This window comes from Caballeronia calidae (assembly GCF_900044055.2).
Lineage (GTDB): Bacteria > Pseudomonadota > Gammaproteobacteria > Burkholderiales > Burkholderiaceae > Caballeronia > Caballeronia calidae.
Genome location: NZ_FCOX02000024.1, coordinates 56,781 through 75,991 on the forward strand (window position 1 = coordinate 56,781; position 19,211 = coordinate 75,991).

The window sequence follows — 19,211 nt, forward strand, 5'->3', positions numbered from 1 at the left end:
CACGCGAATCCGGAAAAGGCAAAACCACAACGACATCCGCGATTCGCTCGCCCGGAAACGACTGCTTCAGTGTGAATTGATCAGGAGGACGCGGCTCAGTCCGCAAGACCATGATGATGCTTCCCCATGATATTGCCGTTCCCACGGATCAGCCGGTCGCCCAGCTGAACGTCCAGGACTCGAAGAGCCTGAAGGCCAGGCTTCGCAACGCAGAACGTGCCGAAAGAATCAAGGCAATGCTTCTGGTGGCGCCATTGCTCGTGTTTCTCGTAGTGACGTTTCTCGTGCCGATCGGCAGTCTGCTGCTGAAGAGCTTTCGCGACGCAACCTTGTCGCAGGAGCTGCCGCACGCATCGGTCATGCTGCGCGAGTGGGACCCCGGCCAGGGCAAGCTGCCGAACGAGCAGGTCTTCGACGCATTCGCGCACGATCTCATTGCGGCGAAGGGCGGTGAAGGCGTGAGCCGCGTTGCATCGAGACTCAACTATGACGAGGCGGGCATGCGCAGCCTCATCATGAAAACGGCCCGCCGCCTGAGCGTCGATGGCACCGGCACGTGGCACGAGCGCCTGAGCGCCATCGACGAGCGCTGGAACGACATCGGCGCGTGGTCGACGCTCAAGTACGCATCGTCGCCGTGGACGCTCGGCTACTACCTGAAAGCGTTCGACTTCAAGCGGGACGATCGCGGCGCGATCGTGCGCGAGAACCCGAGCGAGCGCCTGTACGTCGACGTGTTCGTGCGTACTGCGTGGGTCAGTATCGCGGTGAGCGCGCTGTGTCTTCTCTTCGGCTATCCGGTCGCGTACTTCCTCGCGAACATTCCGGCCCGCTTCAGCAACCTGCTGATGATCATGGTGCTGCTGCCGTTCTGGACTTCGATTCTGGTGCGTACGACCTCATGGGTCGTCGTGCTGCAACAGCACGGTGTATTGAACGATCTTCTGAAAACCCTCGGGATGACCGAACACGGTTTTCAGCTCATCTATAACCGGTTCGGCGTGCTGGTTGCGATGACGCATATCCTGCTGCCCTACGCGATCCTGTCGCTGTATTCGGTGATGAAGGGCGTGCCGAGCATTTACATGAAGGCAGCCCGCTCGCTCGGCGCGGGACCGATTCGCTCGTTTTTCCAGGCGTATTTTCCGCAAACGCTGCCGGGCGTCGGCGCGGCGGGCATGCTCACGTTCATTCTGGCGGTCGGCTACTACATCACGCCGGCTATCGTCGGCGGCCCCGATGACCAGCTCGCCAGCTACTACATCGCCAATCACGTGAACAACACGCTGAACTGGGGACTCGCCTGCGCGCTCGCTTCGATCCTGCTGGCAGGCGTGCTGGCGATCTACGCGATCTTCGTTCGTATGACCGGCGGCGCCGGTGTCAAGCTGGGGTGAAACGAATGTTCAACTTTCCTGCATATGTGACGGTCTGGGGACGGCTCGGCCGATGGGCGCACGTCATTCTGTCGATGGCGATCCTCGTGTTCCTGATCTCGCCGATTCTGGTGGTGATGCCGCTGTCGTTCAACTCGCAACCGTACTTCACGTATCCGTTGCCCGGCGTGAGCCTGCGTTGGTATCACGACTTCATCAATAGCCCCGAGTGGATGCTCGCGCTCAAGAACACGGTGATCGTCGGCTCGGCGTCCACGGTGCTTGCCACGACGCTCGGCATCATGGCGTCGCTCGGGCTCACGCATCCGCGTCTGAAAGGCCGCGCGCTGATCACCGGCATTCTGGTGTCGCCGATGATCGTGCCTTTGATCATCACGGCGGTCGGCGTGTATTTTGCCTTCAGCCCGTTCGGCCTCGTGAACAGCCTGACCGGGTTGATCCTCGCGCACGCCGCGCTCGGCGTTCCGTTCGTCGTGGTGACGGTCACGGCCACCCTGGCGGGCTTCAACGAGACGCTGTCGAGGGCGGGCCGCAGTCTCGGCGCCTCGCCGCTGCGCGTGTTCCTTCAGGTGAAGATGCCGATCATTGCGCCGGGCGTGATTTCCGGCGCGCTCTTCGCCTTTGCCACTTCCTTCGATGAGATCGTCGTCGCGCTGTTCCTGACCGGAACCGATCAGCGCACCGTGCCCCGTCAGATGTGGGCCGGCATTCGCGAGCAGTTGAGCCCCACGATTCTGGCTGTTGCGACCGTGCTCGTCGTCATCTCGACCTTGCTGCTCATCACGCTGGAACTTCTGCGCCGCAGGACCGAACGCTTGCGCGGTATGGCGAGCCTCTGAGTGTCATCCATGACCCAGTATCCATCAGGTAACCTCATCATGCTGTCGGAAATCCAATCGATCCAACCCGCTGCAACCCAACTCGAGACCCTGCGTCAGCGCATCTGCGAAGCATCATCGTTGCCCGAGGACGTCGTCGTGCAAGCGCTGATGAAGGAAGCGCAGTTCGATGCGGCAACGTTGAAGAAGACGCAGGATCTCGCGGCGCGTCTCGCGCAAGGCGTGCGCGACGCGCGCATCGATGCGGGCGGCGTCGACTTGCTCACGCAGGAATTTTCGCTCGACAGCCGCGAGGGCATCGCGCTGATGTGTCTCGCCGAAGCAATGCTGCGCATTCCCGATACCGAGACGCGCAATCAGCTGATCCGCGACAAGATCGTCGATGCGGACTGGCGCGCGCATATCGGCAAGTCGCCTTCGTTGTTCGTCAACGCGACGGCGTGGGGCCTGCTCGTGACCGGCAAGCTGCTGAAGCAGCCGGACGACAACGCGCTGGCGGAAGCGCTGACGCGTGTCGTGCGCAAGGGCGGCGAGGCGGTCGTGCGCGGCGGCGTGGCCTATGCGATGCGCATGCTCGGCAAGCAGTTCGTCACGGGGCAGACGATCGAAGAGGCGATCGGCGTGGCGAAGGGCCGCGAATCGAATGGTTATCGTTACTCATACGACATGCTCGGCGAGGCCGCGCTGACCGACGAGGACGCGCAGGCTTACTTCGAGTCGTATCGTCACGCCATCGAAGCGATCGGCCGCGACGCGAAGGGGCAAGGACCGATCGACGGCCCCGGCGTATCGGTGAAGATATCGGGCCTGCATCCGCGCTATGAACTCGCGCAACGCGAACGCGTGCTGGCGGAGATGTATCCGCGCCTGCTGCAGCTCGCGCAACTGGCGAAGCACTATGGCATCGGCTTTCACCTCGATCAGGAAGAGTCGGCGCGTTTCGACCTGACGCTCGACATGCTCGAACTGCTGTGCGCCGAGCCGTCGTTGAGAGGGTGGAACGGCATCGGCATTTCGCTTCAGGCGTATCAGAAGCGCGGGCGCGCGGTGGCCGAATGGATCATCGCGCTGGCGCGTGCGAATGGCCGCCGAATCAACATTCGTCTCGTGAAGGGCGCGTATTGGGACACGGAGATCAAGCTGGCGCAGGATGCCGGTGCGGTGGGCTATCCGGTGTTCACGCGCAAGGTGCATTCCGATGTGAGCTATATCGCCTGCGCGAAGGCATTGCTCGACGCGCCTGATGCCATCTTCCCGCAGTTCGCCACGCACAATGCGTTCACGGTGGCCGCGGCGCACACGCTCGCCGGCGACAAGGACTACGAGTTCCAGTGTCTGCATGGCATGGGCGAAACGGTGTATGACCAGGTCGTGAGCGCGTCGAAGCTCGGCAGGCCGTGCCGCATCTATGCGCCGGTCGGGCCGCACGCGACCTTGCTCGCCTACCTCGTGCGCCGCTTGCTGGAGAATGGGGCGAATTCGTCGTTCGTCAATCAGATCGTCGATCCGGCGGTGAGCATCGCCGATATCGTGCAGGACCCGGTGGCGAAGGCGGCGCGCACGGGCGGCAAGCCGCACGCGGGCATCGTGTCGCCGCGTGGATTGCTGCCGGGTCGATTGAACGCCGCGTCGATGGACTTTGCCGGTTCGAAGGACTTCGCGCAGGCCGTGACGGCGATCCGGACGAGCCGGATCAACGCGAAGCCCATCGTTGCAACGGCTGCAGACGCAGCCGGCGATGCGACCGCGCTCGTGCATAGCACCAGCAAGCTGGCCGAAACGATCGGCAGCGTGACGAGCTGCACGATGAACGCTGTCGCTGGCGCGCTTGCGTCGGCGACGCAGGCATGCGATGCGTGGGCGGCATCGTCGGCATCCGAGCGCGCCGAACTGCTCGAGCGCGTCGCGTCCTCGCTGGAAAGCAGAGGCGCGCACTTTGGCGCCCTGCTGGCGCTCGAGAGCGGTGCAACGCTGTCCGAGGCGGTCGAAGAGGTCCGTAGCGCCGTCAACATGTGCCGGCTCTACGCGCATCAATCGATGAGCGACTCGCGGCTCGCCGATGCGAAGCCGCTCGGCATTGTGGCGAGCATCAGCCCGTCGGCATCGCCGCTGTCCTGCTTCGTCGGACAGGTTGCGGCGGCGCTCGCCACGGGAAATGCGGTCGTTGCGAAACCGTCGTCGGATGCTTCGCTGGTCGCGTTCGAGGCCGCGCGTGTGTTCATCGACGCCGGCTTGCCCGCCGGCGTGCTGCAACTGGTTCCCGGCGATGGCGCGACCATCGGCCAGGCATTGATCGCCGACTCGCGTGTCGCTGCCGTTTTGTTCGGCGGATCGCGTGAGGTTGCCGCGTCGATCTCGGCCCGGCTGGCGGAGCGCGCGCAGCCTGCCAGGTTCATCGCTTCGCATGCCAGCGCGAACGCGATGATCGTGGACAGCTCGGCGCTGCCGGAACAGGTCATCTCCGATGCGATCCGGTCCGCTTTCCATTTCGCGGGGCAGTCGCTCGCGTCGTTGCGCCTGCTCTGCCTTCAGGACTCGACCGCCGACAAGGTCTTGCGCATGCTCAACGGCATGCTCAGCGAGCGAAACACGGGCGATCCACTCAGCGTGTCGACCGATATCGGCCCTGTGGTCAGCCGGGCGGCGAAGGACCGCGCGGAGACCTATCTCGCGCAACTGCGGCGGCAGGGATTCGCGGTCACACGAGGCAAGGTGTCGGCCGAATGCACGGACGGTAACTTCGTCGCGCCGGCTATCGTCGATATGAAAGATGTGGCGTCGCTCGGGGCCATCGATGCCGGCGTCGCCGGTCCCATTCTTCATGTCGTCCGCTTCAGGACGGGCGCGATGGACGATCTCATCGAGCGCCTCAATGCGCTCGGCTGTGCCGTGCTGGGTCTTCACACGCGCATCAACGAAGCCAGCGGCAAGCTGCTGTCCTTCTCGAAAGCGAACAGCATTTGCATCAACCGGTCCATGCATCAGGCGTTTCCCGGCATGCAGCCCGCCGGCGGTGTCGGTGCAGCCGGCACCGGTCCGATGACCGGCGGCCCGCTGACGCTTCTCAGTCTCACGCGCCACGAGGCGTCATCCTATGAAGCGTCTCAGGGGCCGTTCGGCAGGTCGAAGGCGGCCGTGAGCGAGAAGTTCTTCGAGTTTCCTGTCGAGACCGCCGACGGACGTCTCATGCCGCGTGTCGCCGCGCATACGCAAGCCCATGCGGATCGTCGGCATAAGATCGATTCGATTTTGCGAGCGTCGATGCTGGCGCAGATGGATGCCGCTCAACGTGCTTCGGCCGAAGTCTTCCGCTCGCGCCTGAGCCAGTTGATCGACTCGTCGAAGCCGCTCAGTCTGCCGGCGCTGACGGGCGAGGAAAACACGGTCGAACTCCTGCCGCGAGGACAGGTGCTTTGCACGGGCGAGTCGGCGTTTTCGCTTGCCATGCAGGTGATGGCGACGGTCGCGTTCGGCAACGACGCCGTGCTGCCGAAGTCCGCCATCGCCGATGAGATCGCCGCCGTGCTGAACGGTGCATGCAAGGTGATCGCATCGGCGGACGTGAAGCGGGCACTGGCTGGCGAATTGCGGGATGTCCGCGTCGAGGCCGTTCTCGCCGCCGCCGATTACCGCGACCTCGGCAACCTGCGTCGCCTGTGCGCCGCGCGAATGACGAGCGTGGTCGTCGCGGAGGCGTCCGGACGATACGACTGGACGCAACTCGTGCGCGAACGCGTGACGACCGTGAACGCGAGCGCGGCTGGCGGCAATACGCAACTGATGGTCATGAGCGAGGATGCCGCGTAACGTGACGATATGGGCGGGCTGTGTCCGTCCATTGGCATCTGTCATTGACGTCCGTCCTGGTCACAACGAGCGACATGCTGCGTTCCGGCCTCGACGGACGTTTTGCATCTCGCGGTCGCAAGCGCGCGAGTCGATATAAAGGAGAGGGCGAAGTGTCGGACGTTTTCAGTTTCCATCAGGGCAACATGCCTGTGTTGATCTCCATCCCGCATCTGGGAACGAATATCCCGAATGAGATCGCCGAACACATGACTGACGCAGCGCTGCGCGTCGCGGACACGGACTGGCATCTGGACAGGCTGTACGCGTTCGCGCAGCGTGCCGGCGCATCGATACTGGGGGCGAAGATATCGCGGTATGTCATCGATCTCAACAGGCCGCCGACCGGCGAGAGCCTTTACCCCGGTCAGACGACGACGGGCCTGTGCCCCGGCGAAACCTTTCGTGGAGAGCCTGTGTACCGGAGCGGTCGCGCGCCGGAGCAGGCGGAAGTGCGGCATCGATTGCAGATGTACTGGGAGCCATACCATGCAAAGCTGCGCGCCGAGCTGGACGCGATGTGCGCGAAGTTCGGCAGCGTGCTTCTCTGGGAAGCGCACTCCATTGCGAGCATCCTGCCACGCCTGTTCGAAGGCAAGCTGCCCGACTTCAACGTCGGTACGAATGCGGGCGCGAGTTGCCGGCCGGAGATTCTCGATGCGATTTGCGGCGAACTCGAAAGTCAGCCGTTCACATGGGTCGGCAACGGCCGTTTCAAGGGCGGTTACATCACGCGAGCCTATGGCCGTCCTGACGATGGAATCAACGCCGTGCAACTGGAGATGTGTCAATCGACCTATATGAACGAGAGCGCGCCTTTCGAATATCGGCCTGAGCTTGCCGAGCGCGTGCAGCCGGTGGTGGAACGCATGGTCGCCGCCGCCGTGCGCGCGAACGCGCAAGCTGGCCGGTAGCGGAAAAAAGCCGTCGCGATGGCAGCACCATCGGCGACGGCAGAACACCCTGGGAAGGTGCTTGCAACCAGGTCAGAGCGACTTCGTCAGATCAGGCACGGCCTGAAAGAGATCGGCGACGAGTCCATAGTCCGCGACGCCGAAGATCGGCGCTTCCGCATCCTTGTTGATCGCGACGATGACCTTCGAATCCTTCATCCCCGCGAGATGCTGGATCGCGCCGGAAATGCCCACGGCCACATACAGTTCCGGCGCGACGATCTTGCCCGTCTGACCGACCTGAAGGTCGTTTGCCGCGTATCCCGAGTCCACGGCCGCCCGCGATGCGCCGATGGCCGCGCCGAGCTTTGCGGCGAGCGGATCGAGCAACGCGAAATTTTCCGCGCTGCCGAGGCCTCGACCGCCCGACACGATCGCGCGCGCGGAGGTCAGATCCGGCCGGTCGCTCTTCGCGATTTCACGGCGCACGAACTTCGAAAGACCGGTGTCGGGCACCGCCGCGGCTTCCTCGATCGACGCGCTGCCGCCCTCGGCCGATGCCGCATCGAACGCCGTGGTGCGAATCGTCGCGACCTTGATCGCGTCGCTCGTCTGCACGGTCGCGATGGCATTGCCCGCGTAGATGGGACGCTGGAACGTGTCGGGCGAATCGACTGCGATCACGTCGGAAATCTGCGATGCATCGAGTTTTGCGGCCACGCGGGGCGCCACGTTCTTGCCGGCTGCCGTTGCCGCGAAAAACACGTGCGAGTAATCCCTCGCGATCGCCACGACCTGAGCGGCGATATTTTCGGCGAGGCCATCGGCGAGATGAGGGGCAGCGACGAGAATGACTTGATCGACGCCCGCGATCCGGCTTGCGGCATCGGCCACGCCGCGCGCCGCGGCACCAGCCACGAGCACATGCACACCGCCACCGATCTTCGAGGCGGCCGTCACCGTATGCAGCGTCGCGGCCTTGAGTTGCGCGTTGTCATGTTCGGCAATTACGAGAGTCGTCATTCAAATCACCTTCGCTTCGTTTTGCAGTTTCTCGACGAGCGTCGCGACATCGGGCACGACGATGCCGGTCTTGCGTGCCGGCGGCTCGACGACCTTGAGCGTTTTCAGACGCGGAGACGGATCGACGCCCAGGTCGCCCGGCTTCAGCACATCGATGGGCTTCTTCTTCGCTTTCATGATGTTCGGCAGCGTCACGTAGCGTGGCTCGTTCAGTCGCAGATCCGTGGTGACGATCGCGGGCAGCGTGATGGATACGACCTCGAGACCGCCATCGACTTCGCGCGTGACGGTGGCGGTTTCGCCATCGATCTCGATGTGGCTGGCGAATGTCGCTTGCGGCCAGTCCAGCAGCGCGGCGAGGAGCTGGCCGGTCTGGCCGGCGTCGTCGTCGATGGCCTGCTTGCCGAGAATCACGAGGCGCGGCTGCTCCTTGTCGATGACGGCCTTCAGCAGCTTCGCGACCGCCAAGGGCTGCAACTCCGCATCCGTCTCGACCAGCACGCCGCGATCGGCGCCGATCGCGAGCGCGGTGCGCAGCGTCTCCTGACATTGCGGTACGCCGCACGATACGGCGATGACTTCGGTCGCCTTGCCCGCTTCCTTCAGGCGAGTCGCGGCCTCGGTCGCGATCTCGTCGAACGGGTTCATCGACATCTTCACGTTGCCGATATCCACGCCGCTTTGATCCGCCTTGACGCGCACCTTGACGTTGTAATCCACCACGCGTTTCACTGCTGTCATGACTTTCATTTCAGGTTCCCTTTTGAACGTGCGCTCACCCGTGCACGGGTTCAATCGTTATGACGATGAGCAAGTCGGTGCTGTCTCGCTGGGCCTCGATCCGCAATGCGGCCCCGAGCGTGCGGAAGATCGCCGCGTTGCCGGGATTCAACTCGTGCGCATCATCGGGCTGAATGTTCAGGCGGCATCCGGTCCCCAGCGCGAGAACGACAGCCGCGCGACCGGGTTCGACGGCAATCGAACGCGTGACCGAAGTCACCTTCACCCGATATCGTCCGCGCTTGCTCATGACGTTGAGCACGCTGACGGGCCCGTCGATCAGAGTCGCTTGCCACGGCGTGTCGCCGTCATATTCCATAGCCTGGCGAGGCAGCAGTTCGATCGCGTGATCCGCATCGCGCAGCACGACACCGTCGCCGCGAAGCACGAACGATATGCGGCTCAGGCCTTCGAAGCGGGAGTACGATCCGTCCTTCTGCACCTCGGCGATGCTCACGCGCCATTCGTCGCCTTCCCGCGCGAGGGTCCGCGTGACGCCGCCGCCGTTGCGCCAGAGCTCGGGCGCGATCGAACCCAGCGACAGCGTTTCCATGTCGGACATCGCTTCGGATTCAGGACACTGCGCCGAGGCCGTACTTGCCCGTCAGCAGTTCACCGGTATCGAAGCGCTCGATCGAGTAGGGCTTGAGCGATACGTCCGTGGGCAGGCCCAGCGCTTCCTGCGCAAGCACGCGGCCGACCGTGGGCGAGAGCTTGAAGCCGTGGCCCGAAAAGCCGTAGCCGACGACGAGGCCTTCGATGCCGGGGAGCTTGCCGAGCACCGGGTTCCAATCGGGCGTGACGTCGTAGACGCCCGTCCACGAAGACGCGATGCCGGCGGTTTCGTAGTCGGGGAAACGCTCCGCGACCTGCGTGCCGACATCCACGATGTAATCCATCGGGATATCGCCTTGCTCGGTGTCGGCCACGTTCAGCTTCTCGCCGACGACGCCTTCGCTCACGAGCATCTGGCTGCCGCCGTAGCTGCGGCAATAGAGCATGCCCGGCGAGGCCAGGTCCTTGAATACAGGCATGGAGAACGTGTACTTGGCCGCTTCGCACTCCAGCGCCAGCACGGCGTGGCGCTCGGGCATGATCGGCAGCGAGCGGCCCGTCCATCCGGCGAGTTCCGGGGTCCAGATGTTTTGCGTGCTGATGACCATCGACGTGGCGAAGTCGCCGATGCTGGTGGACACGCCGACCACCCTGTTGCCCTCGAATAGAATCTCGTCGACGGATACGTTCTCCTTGATCGTGACGCCGCCGCGGCGCGCCGCGCGCGCGAAGCTGGTGGCCACGAGATAGGCATCGGCAAAGCCCGCTTCCGGTTCGTATCCGATCAGCGCGGCATCGTCGAAGCGGGCGATCGGAAGCAGCTCGCTGGCCTGCTTCCGGTTGAGCAACTCCAGCGGAATGCCCTGTTCTTTTTGCTGGTTCAAGGAAGCGCGCAGCGGTTCGAGCTTGTCTCCCTCGCTCGCGGCGATCATGTAGCCGCATTTCACGAGGCCGCAGGACGCTTCGTCGTCGCCGAGGTAGGACGCGAAATCATTGAATACGTCCCACGATTTGCGGGCCAGTTCGACATTCTCCCTGACCGAATAATGCGTGCGGAGAATGCCGGACGATTGCGACGTCGTCCCGGCGCCGATCATCCCGCGATCGAGGACGAGCACGTTCTTCGCCCCCAGCCGGGAAAGCTGAAAGGCCACCGAAGTGCCGATGACGCCGGCGCCAATCACAACCACATCATAGGTATTCACGGTCCGCTTCCTTCTGTGAGCAAGGTATAGCGGAAGTTTGCGACCGGAAATGATGCGGGCCGGGAATATAAGGGCTTTCTATTTTTAGTTTAAGCGGCCCGAGGGAAGCGGCTCAGGCCTGGCCGGGTGCGGGCCGGCTATCGCAAATGAGACGACCGCAGGTTCATCTTCCAGATCCGATGCGTCGCATCGTCGATCATGCCGTGGAATACGCCGATGGCCTCGTCGATGCTGATGGTCGCCGCGACCCGGTGCTCGATCCATAGTCCGTGGACGAGCGCCATCGCCTGAATCGCGTAGATGCGGGACATCAGAGGATCGCATCCGGCCTGCCGGAAATCGAAGATGAAGTTGGAGCGCAGCCGCCTCGAGAATGCCGTGCAAAGGCGCCGCACGTCCTGTTCATGCGCGGACGAGCTCCACATGTGCGGCCATACGTTCGCTGCGCCCTGGCTCATCACTTCGTCGTTGAAACACATGTCGGCCGTGAATTTCATCCGTACCACCGGGTCCGCGATGTCCCGTCGCCCGTTGACGAGCTGCTCGCGGACGCGGCGGATCAGATGTTCGAACGTCTTGTAGACGAGACTCTGCTTGTTCTCGAAATGGTGATGAACGAGACCCACCGATACCCCGGCGTGTTCGCTGACGCGTCTGATCGTCAGATTTTCCAGGCCGACATCACCGACCACCGCCAGCGTGGCGTCGATGAGCTTGAGCCGCATCCCTTCATAGGGACCCGCTTCGTCCTTGCGGCCGGATCCTGCAACGACGGCTGCCTTCACGATAGTTTCCACTTGTGTGCTTGAGAGCGTACCGGCCTTCGGGGCAATCGCCCGGCCGGTTTGGGTCTCGCTAGTTTATCCGAATGGCTGGGCCGGCCGGGCCGGCCGTCCAGTCTGATCGAAGCTGAACGCGTAGGCCTCTGCTACTGCCCGAGATTCATGTAATCGTTGAACAATCGTTCATTGAGAATAGGGTCAACCGCCTCGGGATTTCCCTTCTACGAAAGCGGTATAGGGATAAACCGGATGCCGGAGCCTCAGGAAACCACTTTTTTAACGCAAAAATCGGGTATATAGTGGCGCCAAGTTGCAGCGTACTGAACATGTGTTCAAAGTCTCCGGCAAAGACGATCACCGCTCTGCCGACAAGTGCTGAACATCAGTTCAGATCTGAGGATTCGAAAATGAGCGGCGAGCAAGAGATAAATAGGTGAACCGCCGCTGCGCTTGAACTCGATGCGACTGCTTCGAAGGACGAACGTGCCTGATGATGATAAGTAGGAAGCCTTATTAAAAGCGTCTAACCATTGAAGGACATCAGTAACGGAAGATCGAGGACGAACAGCCCGCAGTACCGTGATTTTTTAACCGAGACGATTGGCTTCACGTGCCACAGACGTCGTTATGAAGGAACGAAAAGCATGAAACTGAAGACCCGATACTCAACCGCGATTGCGATGCTGTTCGCCGCGTCCGTGGCCAGCGTCCCCGCGAGCGCAGCCGACATTGTCTTTGCGAGCTGGGGAGGCTCCTATCAGGATGCCCAGAACGCAACCGCGGTCAAACCTTTCGCCGCGCAGACAGGCACGAACGTCAAGTCGGATGTCTATAACGGTGGCATCGCGCAGATCAGAAGCCAGGTTCAGACCAACAACGTGACGTGGGACGTCGTCGACATCCAGTACGCGGACGCCATTCGCGCCTGCGATGAAGGTCTGCTGGAGAAAGTCAATCCGGCTTCGTTGCCGGCTGGAAAATCCGGCGAGCCCGCCAAGTCGGACTTCATGTCGGGCGGCTTGTCCGACTGCATGGTCGGCAACGTCGCCTGGTCGACGGTGATCACCTACAACAAGGATGCGTTCAAGAACGGGGAGCCCTCGAAAGTGACCGACTTCTTCGATCTGAAGAAGTACCCCGGCAAGCGGGGGCTGAGAAAGTCGCCCGAAGGCGCGCTCGAATGGGCATTGCTGGCGGACGGGGTGAAGCCGGCCGACGTCTACAAGGTTCTCGGCACCAAGGACGGCGTCACGCGCGCCTTCAGGAAGCTGGACACCATCAAGTCTTCCATCGTCTGGTGGGAGGCCGGCGCCCAGCCGCCTCAACTCCTGGCCGATCGCGAAGTCACGATGACGAGCGCCTATTGCAACCGCATCTGGACGGCGATCGCACAGGACAAGAAGCCATTCGGCTTCGTCTGGGATGGCGAGGTCAAGAATATCGAAGGGCTGGCGATCGTCAAAGGTACGAAGAACCTGAAAGCCGCACAGGACTTTCTCAAGTACTCGACAGCGACGGAGCAACTCGCGAAGCTGAGCTCTTCCACCGCGCTGGGCCCGATGCGCAACTCTTCGCTTTCGCTCGTCGATCCTTCGGTGAAGCCTTATCTGCCGACCAATCCGGACAACCAGAAGACGGCAGTCGACGTCGACGTGGCGTTCTGGGCGGACCACTCGGACGACCTGAATCAGAAGTTCGCCGTCTGGCTCGGCGCCAAGTAAGGCGTCGTTCGTTGACGCGCACGGGGGGCACGCATTCGACGTGTCCCCTTTTGCAATGGGCTTGCGTTTACTCGCGCTTATGAACAGCACAAGACCGTGCAAAGCTAAAGAGCGGGGCGCTGACAGAGCGTATCTTGGAACCTGAAGCGCGCCGCGGAGACGAAGCGCGGCGCGAGGCCCATATCAACCCACGAGAAGATCATGACTTTCAAGCGTACATTTCATGCGGTCGAGACGCATTCGGGCGAGCCGATGCGGGTGATCACGGGAGGCGTGCCTCATATCCCGGGGAATACGGTCTATGAGCAGATGAAGTGGCTGGAAGAGAACGACGATCAGATTCGAATGCTCATGCTGCGCGAGCCGCGCGGCTATCCGCCGCTGTGTTGCAACCTGATCGTGCCGGCGAAGCATCCCGATGCCGCGGCGGGTTACATCATCATGGAACAGGTCGAGTACCCGGTGATGAGCGGCGGCAATACGATCTCGGTTGCGACCGTGCTGCTCGAAACCGGCATGCTGCCGATGCAGGAGCCTGTCACGGAGTTTCAGCTCGAGGCGCCCGCGGGTCTGATCGGCATTCGCGCCGAATGCAGCAACGGGAAGGTGACCTCGGTCACGTTCAGGAATGTGCCGGCTTTCGCTCCGTATATCGAGAAGGTTATCGACGTGCCGCATCTCGGCAAGGTGACGGTGGATGTCGGCTGGGGCGGGATGTTCTATGTGATCGCCGATGTGCGGCAGTTCAAGGGATTGGAGTTGAAGCCGGAGCACGGCAAGGAAATCACGCGTGTATCCGCGCTCATCCTCAAGGCGGCGCAGGAGCAGTTGCCCGTCTCGCATCCTCATTATCCGGGTTATGGCATCACGATCGCCCAGCTTTCCGGTCCGACCGATAACCCGAACGCGGACTGGAAGAATGCGGTCACCGTCGCGAGCGGAGCCATCGACTTCGATGATCCGGCGACATGGACCGGCGCCATCGATCGCTGTCCGTGCGGCACGGGTACGTCGGCGAAAATGGCCACCCTGCACGCCAAGGGCCAGCTGGACCTGAATCAGCCGTTCCGGCACGAGGGCATCCTCGGCACGGTCTTCACGGGCAAGCTCGTCGAACGGGCGAGCATCGGTGACATTCCCGCTGTCGTTCCGACGATCTCCGGCCGCTCATGGATTTACGGATTCAACACATACGTGCTCGATCCCGATGATCCCTTCCCCAACGGTTTCACGTTGAGAGACATCTGGGCATGACGTATCAGGAACGATGACGAGACCATGCGATTCGAAACTGATGAAGCAAAGCAGATCGCGTACAGCGTGATCAAGGCAGTCGGCGCGAACGACGCGGTCGCTCGCTCCTTGACCGAAGCGGTCATATCGGCCGAACTGGCCGGAAGCAGGGCGGTGGGTTTCGCTCACTTGCCGGATTATCTCGATGGCTTTCTGAAGGGCAGAATCGCGGTCGATTCCGAGCCGGCGATTCGCTTTCCGGTTCCTGCCGCGATCACGGTGGATGCGCGCAAGGGCATCGCGCAGCTCGGATTCGATCAGGCGTTCGAGGAATTGATTACGCGAGCGTCGACCTATGGGATCGTCGCATTGACGATGTCGAACAGCTTCACGGTGGGTGAGCTGGGTTACTACACGCGGCGCCTCGCGGAGCGCGGGCTTGTCTCTATCGCGACCTGCAATGCCACGGCGCAGATGACCACGCTCGAAAGCGGCCGTGCGGTCTATGGGACCAACCCAGTTTCCTTCGCGGCGCCCGTTGCGAACGGGCGGCCGCTGGTGATCGATCAGGCTTCCAGTGCGACCGCCTTCGTCAACGTTCGCAACGCGGCGGAGCGCAACGAGACGATCCCTGAAGGCTGGGCCGTCGATCAGAATGGCAAGCCGACTACGGACGCCAGGGAAGCCGTGAAGGGCTTGCTCGTCGCGTTCGGTGGAGCACGAGGCGCGAACATCGCCATGATGATGGAAGTGCTCGCTGCCGGGGTGACGGGAGCCAACTGGTCGATGGATGCGCCTTCTTTTGCCGAGGGCAGTGAAAGTCCGGGCATCGGGCTTTTTCTCGTGGCGCTCAAACCTGAAATCTTCTCGGCGGACTTTCCCGTGCGACTTTCGACGCAACTCGCACGACTGGCCGATATGGGCGTGCGCATTCCGGGCAGTCATATCAAGGTTCGAGAGATAGACGTGCCTTCGGAAGTGATCGATCGGGTACGCAGCTACGCCGAGTGGTCGCAGGGGGACGAACGTCTGTAATAAGAAGGGCCCCAGTATCGATAGAAACCACGGAGGCGTCAGCGATTGAAAACTGACGCCTTCGCGGCTTTAAATGCCTTGTGCTTTCAGACGCGCGTCATACCAACGGCAGAACTGGTCGAGCGGCGCTTCGGTGTATTTCGAGTAAGGCCCCGGAATGTACGCGGGGTCCTGCGTTCCGCTGTGTGTGTTCGCGACCAGATCGGCATCTTGCTGATTGGTGGCCAGCCACACTTCGGTCAGCGTCCTGAGATCGTAATCGACTCCTTCGACGGCATCCTCGTGAACGAGCCACTTGGTCCGCACGAGCGTTTTGTCCGGTGCGATCGGGAGAATGAATGCGACGATGGAATGGTCGCTCATGACATGCGTCCACGAATTATGGCCCCACATGTGAACGTCTCCGAGATCGCGGCGTTGCAGATCGCCGAGCAGCTTCGTGCTCGCGACCTTCGTGCTCAGCGTCTGCGACTCATTGCTGCCGGCGATGACGAGGCGCTGGGTCCGGAAATTCGTGTGCACGCTTTCGTCGAGCGATTCGAACAACTCGCAGATATAACCTTCGCTTTCCCAGTCTTCGCGGTTTCTCGCATTGCGGGCCACGTAGGCATCGTAATTCTTCATCGCTTCCTCGCCGAGTCCGTCGGGACAGAAGCCAAAGTCTTCGGGAAGGAACGAATTGGTCAGTTCCGGATGCGTGCCCTCGCAGTGATAGCACTCGCGATTGTTCTCCATCACGAGCTTCCAGTTGCCGTTCTCGATGAGCTCGGATTCGAAGGCGATTTTGGTCCGCTGCATCTGATGCGGCGCAAAGCGAGGCGTCATCACCTGCTCGAGTTTCGCGATGTCTTCCGGCGGCTCATCCGAGAGGCACACGAAAATATGCGCGCCGATCACCTTCGTGTGAACGGGTATCAGGCTTTTGCATGTCTTGTCGAAATCCTGACCCATGTGCGTCGCGTGTTTCAGGCTGCCGTCGAGCTCATATGTCCATTGATGATAAGGGCATACCAGCATCCCGACACTGGCCTTGCCGGCCTGCTTCATGATTCTGGAGCCACGATGACGGCAGACGTTGCGATACGTGCGGATGTTCTCGTCATCGTCGCGCACGATCATGATCGATGCCTTGCCAACCTCGACGGTGGACACATCGCCCGGCTCGGGAACATCGGCCGTCACGCCGGCGAGAATCCAGAGCTTGTTGAAGAAGACGTCGACGTCGTTATCGAAAACGTCCTGACGACTGAAAATGTCGCCGGGAAAGCCGCAGCCGGGTACGCGGCTATCGACGAGTTCGCGATGAGTCTTGAGGGGAGTGACAGACACGTTTTTGCTCCAGATATAGGTGTTATCGGCAGGCACGGCTCATAGTCCGTACGCGCAGTATTGGAGTGCGAACCTGGAGCGTCAACGCCCTTTATTGTTCTGTCTGCATTACTGCAAGTTATGCGAAGCACGCGCTAATCCATGACCGGAGACGTCGCCCGATGAAAGTTGCGAAAGGCCCCAAGGGTTATAGACGGATCATTCCGTCGATGACCGCGCTCGTCGAGTTCGAAGCCGTCGCCCGGCTCGGCAGTTTCACCAATGCTGCGAGCGAACTAGGCGTCAGTCAGGCCGCGGTCAGCCGGCAAGTCAAATTCCTCGAAGAGACGCTGGGGGTGAAGCTATTCCACCGCTCTCATCGGTCCATATCGCTGACGGGCGAAGGCGAGTCTCTCTATCTCGTCGTAGCCGAATCGATGCAGAAGATCGCCGGCGTGTTCGATCGCTTATCGGCGGGATTCGAGCAACAGGAGCTGGTGCTTGCTTCGACCGCGGCGTTCTCTCAACTGCGCCTCGTGCCCCGTCTTGCGAATCTGAAGCGCTTGCAGCCGAAGCTTCAGCTTCGCCTGACCGACCCGATGTTTATCGCCGATCTACGTCACAACGAAGTCGATGTCGCGGTGCGCTTCGGGGATGGTTCGTGGGGAGACGGCACCGCGACCTTGCTGTTCGATGAAGAAGTCTTCCCCGTATGCTCGCCGCGCTGGCTTCTCGAAAACGGCGCGCCGGACACGCTCGAAGCGCTTGCGCGGATGCCGCTGATCGACTCCGACTCCACATCGGAAGGATGGATGGCATGGGACACATGGTTCGCTTCCGTCGGATACCGGCCCGCACGACTGAATTACGCGCTCCGCTGCAGCATCTACACGGATGCAGTGCTGGCGGCGCGCTGCGGACAGGGCGTGGCGTTGGGATGGGGGCGGCTCGTCACCGACATGCTGGCATCGGGCGAACTGGTTCGGCTGCATACGGCGTCATGCAAGCCGGCGGACTCGTATTACATCGTCGTGCCGCATGGGCGATCGATCACCTCGTCGATAACGGGCCTCGTCGAATGGTTGCACGGAGATCCTGCTCCGCTGTGAACGCGCATATGCGTCGGAGCAAAAGTACAAGCCGTGCAAAAGCTCGGCATCAGCTTTCCTGATGTAAGCGCCAATGCGATTCCGTGCCACGCAAAATGGAGGCAACTGAACGAATCGAGGCAAGGCGGCACTCATGAATAGCGCGAGACGTCCTGAGTTTTCTTTCGACGCAGCACAAAGGTTTCCGGCATATCGGCAGTGCTCCGGCTGGAATGCCATGTTGCCGCCGCGCGTCCCCGAGCAGGCGACGAACCGTTCCCGCTTCGGGACCATCGTCATCGGTGGCGGGTACACAGGCCTTGCCGCGGCACGGCGTATCGCGGAGTTGTGTCCTGATGACGAGGTGCTCGTGCTCGAAGCGTCGACGATCGGAGAGGGCTCCGCCGGACGCAACTCCGGCTTCATCATCAACTTGCCGCACAACACGAAGATGGGCGGCCACACCAGTCCGGTCGAGGTCGCGCGCAAGCAGATCCGAATGTATGACGCCGGCCTGAAGTGGCTTGCGCAACTCGTTCGCGAGAATGGCATCGACTGCAAGTGGAACCCCGTGGGGAAATTTCATGCCGCCGCGAGCGAGGCCGGCGTTGAAAATCTTCATGCCTCGCTCGCGCAGTATCGGGAATGGGGCGTGAACTACGAAGAGTTCGACCGCGACGCCTTGCAGCAGAAGCTCGGCACAAGCTATTACCGATACGGCTATCACTCGTCGAGCAATGTCTTCGTGCAACCTGCCGCCCTGATTCGCGGTCTGGCCGACTCGCTTCCGCCCAATGTCATGGTGGCGGAGAACGAAGCTGTCGTGTCGCTTGGAGAAGCGGCGCCATTTCGGGTAACGACGAGTCGTGGCGAGTACATCGCGGATCGGCTCATTCTTGCCAATAACGGATTCGCAAAAGCATTGGGCATTCTGAATGATCGTCTGATAACGATCTTTACCTATGCCGCCCTCACGCCCCGGCTTCCGGAATCCGAACTTGCGAAGCTCGGCGATTCTGAGGAGTGGGGCGTCATTCCGGCCAACCGTCTCGGTACGACGCTTCGCCGCGTTCAAGGCGGACGCTTCATGGTTCGCAGCGCTTATTCGTACGAGCAGGAGCAGTCACCCGCCGATACGCTGGCGCAATTGACGGCAAGTTATCAGCGACGTTTTCCGAACCTGAGGTCTCATCGTTTCGAATATGTGTGGGGCGGGACCACGGCGTTGACGCGCAATGGGGCGACTTACTTCGGAGAGTTGCGGCCCGGTCTGTTTGCATCGTTGGGCTGTAACGGTGCGGGGGTGTTGAAGGGCACCACATACGGAAAGTTGCTGGGCGAGATGGCCATGGGTGCGCAGTCTTCCGGCTTGTCGGACGCGCTCAGTCTCGAGGGTCCCACTTGGTTGCCGCCCGAACCGTTCCGCCGCATCGGCGTGGTCTCTTCGATCAAGTATCAGGCCGCGCGTGCTGGCCTGGAGCGTTAAGCCTATCAATTTAACTGTGG

15 protein-coding genes are annotated in these 19,211 nt (G+C 61.8%); 9 read left to right on the top strand and 6 right to left on the bottom strand.

Annotated elements, in window-relative coordinates; translation table 11 throughout:
• The first annotated feature begins 110 nt into the window (after positions 1–110).
• From AWB78_RS21515 to hutG, 4 genes are all read left to right on the top strand, one after another.
• Positions 111–1,397, top strand: a complete 1,287-nt coding sequence (locus tag AWB78_RS21515) for an ABC transporter permease (RefSeq protein WP_232477780.1) — start codon at positions 111–113, stop codon at positions 1,395–1,397.
• Between the two features lie 5 nt (positions 1,398–1,402).
• On the top strand, positions 1,403–2,236 hold the full coding sequence (locus AWB78_RS21520; RefSeq protein ID WP_062607911.1) for an ABC transporter permease: 834 nt from the start codon (positions 1,403–1,405) through the stop codon (positions 2,234–2,236).
• 9 nt (positions 2,237–2,245) lie between these two features.
• On the top strand, positions 2,246–6,043 hold the full coding sequence (gene putA / locus AWB78_RS21525; RefSeq protein ID WP_232477781.1) for a bifunctional proline dehydrogenase/L-glutamate gamma-semialdehyde dehydrogenase PutA: 3,798 nt from the start codon (positions 2,246–2,248) through the stop codon (positions 6,041–6,043).
• A 152-nt stretch (positions 6,044–6,195) separates the two neighbouring features.
• Complete coding sequence (gene hutG / locus AWB78_RS21530) at positions 6,196–6,996, top strand: N-formylglutamate deformylase (RefSeq protein ID WP_074173510.1); 801 nt, start codon at positions 6,196–6,198, stop codon at positions 6,994–6,996.
• A 72-nt stretch (positions 6,997–7,068) separates the two neighbouring features.
• Here hutG and AWB78_RS21535 read toward each other — a convergent pair whose 3' ends face one another.
• The 5 genes from AWB78_RS21535 to betI all read right to left on the bottom strand — a co-directional run bounded on the left by AWB78_RS21535 (position 7,069) and on the right by betI (position 11,323).
• A complete protein-coding gene (locus tag AWB78_RS21535; protein ID WP_062607913.1) occupies positions 7,069–7,998 on the bottom strand; it encodes an electron transfer flavoprotein subunit alpha/FixB family protein in 930 nt (309 codons plus the stop codon).
• Entirely contained in the window at positions 7,999–8,748 is a 750-nt protein-coding gene (locus AWB78_RS21540) for an electron transfer flavoprotein subunit beta/FixA family protein (RefSeq protein WP_062607914.1), read from the bottom strand.
• A 25-nt stretch (positions 8,749–8,773) separates the two neighbouring features.
• Entirely contained in the window at positions 8,774–9,340 is a 567-nt protein-coding gene (locus AWB78_RS21545) for a HutD/Ves family protein (protein WP_062607915.1), read from the bottom strand.
• A gap of 10 nt (positions 9,341–9,350) precedes the next feature.
• Positions 9,351–10,538, bottom strand: a complete 1,188-nt coding sequence (locus tag AWB78_RS21550; protein ID WP_062607917.1) for an NAD(P)/FAD-dependent oxidoreductase — start codon at positions 10,536–10,538, stop codon at positions 9,351–9,353.
• 137 nt (positions 10,539–10,675) lie between these two features.
• Complete coding sequence (gene betI / locus AWB78_RS21555) at positions 10,676–11,323, bottom strand: transcriptional regulator BetI (RefSeq protein WP_232477782.1); 648 nt, start codon at positions 11,321–11,323, stop codon at positions 10,676–10,678.
• Positions 11,324–11,964: 641 nt separating this feature from the next.
• Between betI and AWB78_RS21560 the strand changes: the two genes are divergently transcribed.
• The 3 genes from AWB78_RS21560 to AWB78_RS21570 all read left to right on the top strand — a co-directional run bounded on the left by AWB78_RS21560 (position 11,965) and on the right by AWB78_RS21570 (position 15,309).
• Positions 11,965–13,041, top strand: a complete 1,077-nt coding sequence (locus AWB78_RS21560; RefSeq protein WP_062607920.1) for an ABC transporter substrate-binding protein — start codon at positions 11,965–11,967, stop codon at positions 13,039–13,041.
• Positions 13,042–13,242: 201 nt separating this feature from the next.
• Positions 13,243–14,295, top strand: coding sequence for a proline racemase family protein (locus AWB78_RS21565; protein WP_062607922.1), 1,053 nt, complete (start codon positions 13,243–13,245; stop codon positions 14,293–14,295).
• A gap of 24 nt (positions 14,296–14,319) precedes the next feature.
• A complete protein-coding gene (locus AWB78_RS21570; RefSeq protein WP_062607924.1) occupies positions 14,320–15,309 on the top strand; it encodes an Ldh family oxidoreductase in 990 nt (329 codons plus the stop codon).
• A 69-nt stretch (positions 15,310–15,378) separates the two neighbouring features.
• On the opposite strand, the gene AWB78_RS21575 is transcribed toward AWB78_RS21570, so the two are convergent.
• Positions 15,379–16,638 (bottom strand): aromatic ring-hydroxylating oxygenase subunit alpha, encoded by a 1,260-nt coding sequence (locus AWB78_RS21575; RefSeq protein ID WP_062607997.1) that lies wholly within the window; start codon positions 16,636–16,638, stop codon positions 15,379–15,381.
• 161 nt (positions 16,639–16,799) lie between these two features.
• Here AWB78_RS21575 and AWB78_RS21580 point away from each other — a divergent pair, with 161 nt between their 5' ends.
• Together AWB78_RS21580 and AWB78_RS21585 are read left to right on the top strand one after the other, a co-directional pair.
• Complete coding sequence (locus AWB78_RS21580) at positions 16,800–17,726, top strand: LysR substrate-binding domain-containing protein (RefSeq protein WP_062607926.1); 927 nt, start codon at positions 16,800–16,802, stop codon at positions 17,724–17,726.
• 133 nt (positions 17,727–17,859) lie between these two features.
• Positions 17,860–19,191, top strand: coding sequence for an NAD(P)/FAD-dependent oxidoreductase (locus tag AWB78_RS21585; RefSeq protein WP_062607927.1), 1,332 nt, complete (start codon positions 17,860–17,862; stop codon positions 19,189–19,191).
• Positions 19,192–19,211 lie beyond the last annotated feature (20 nt).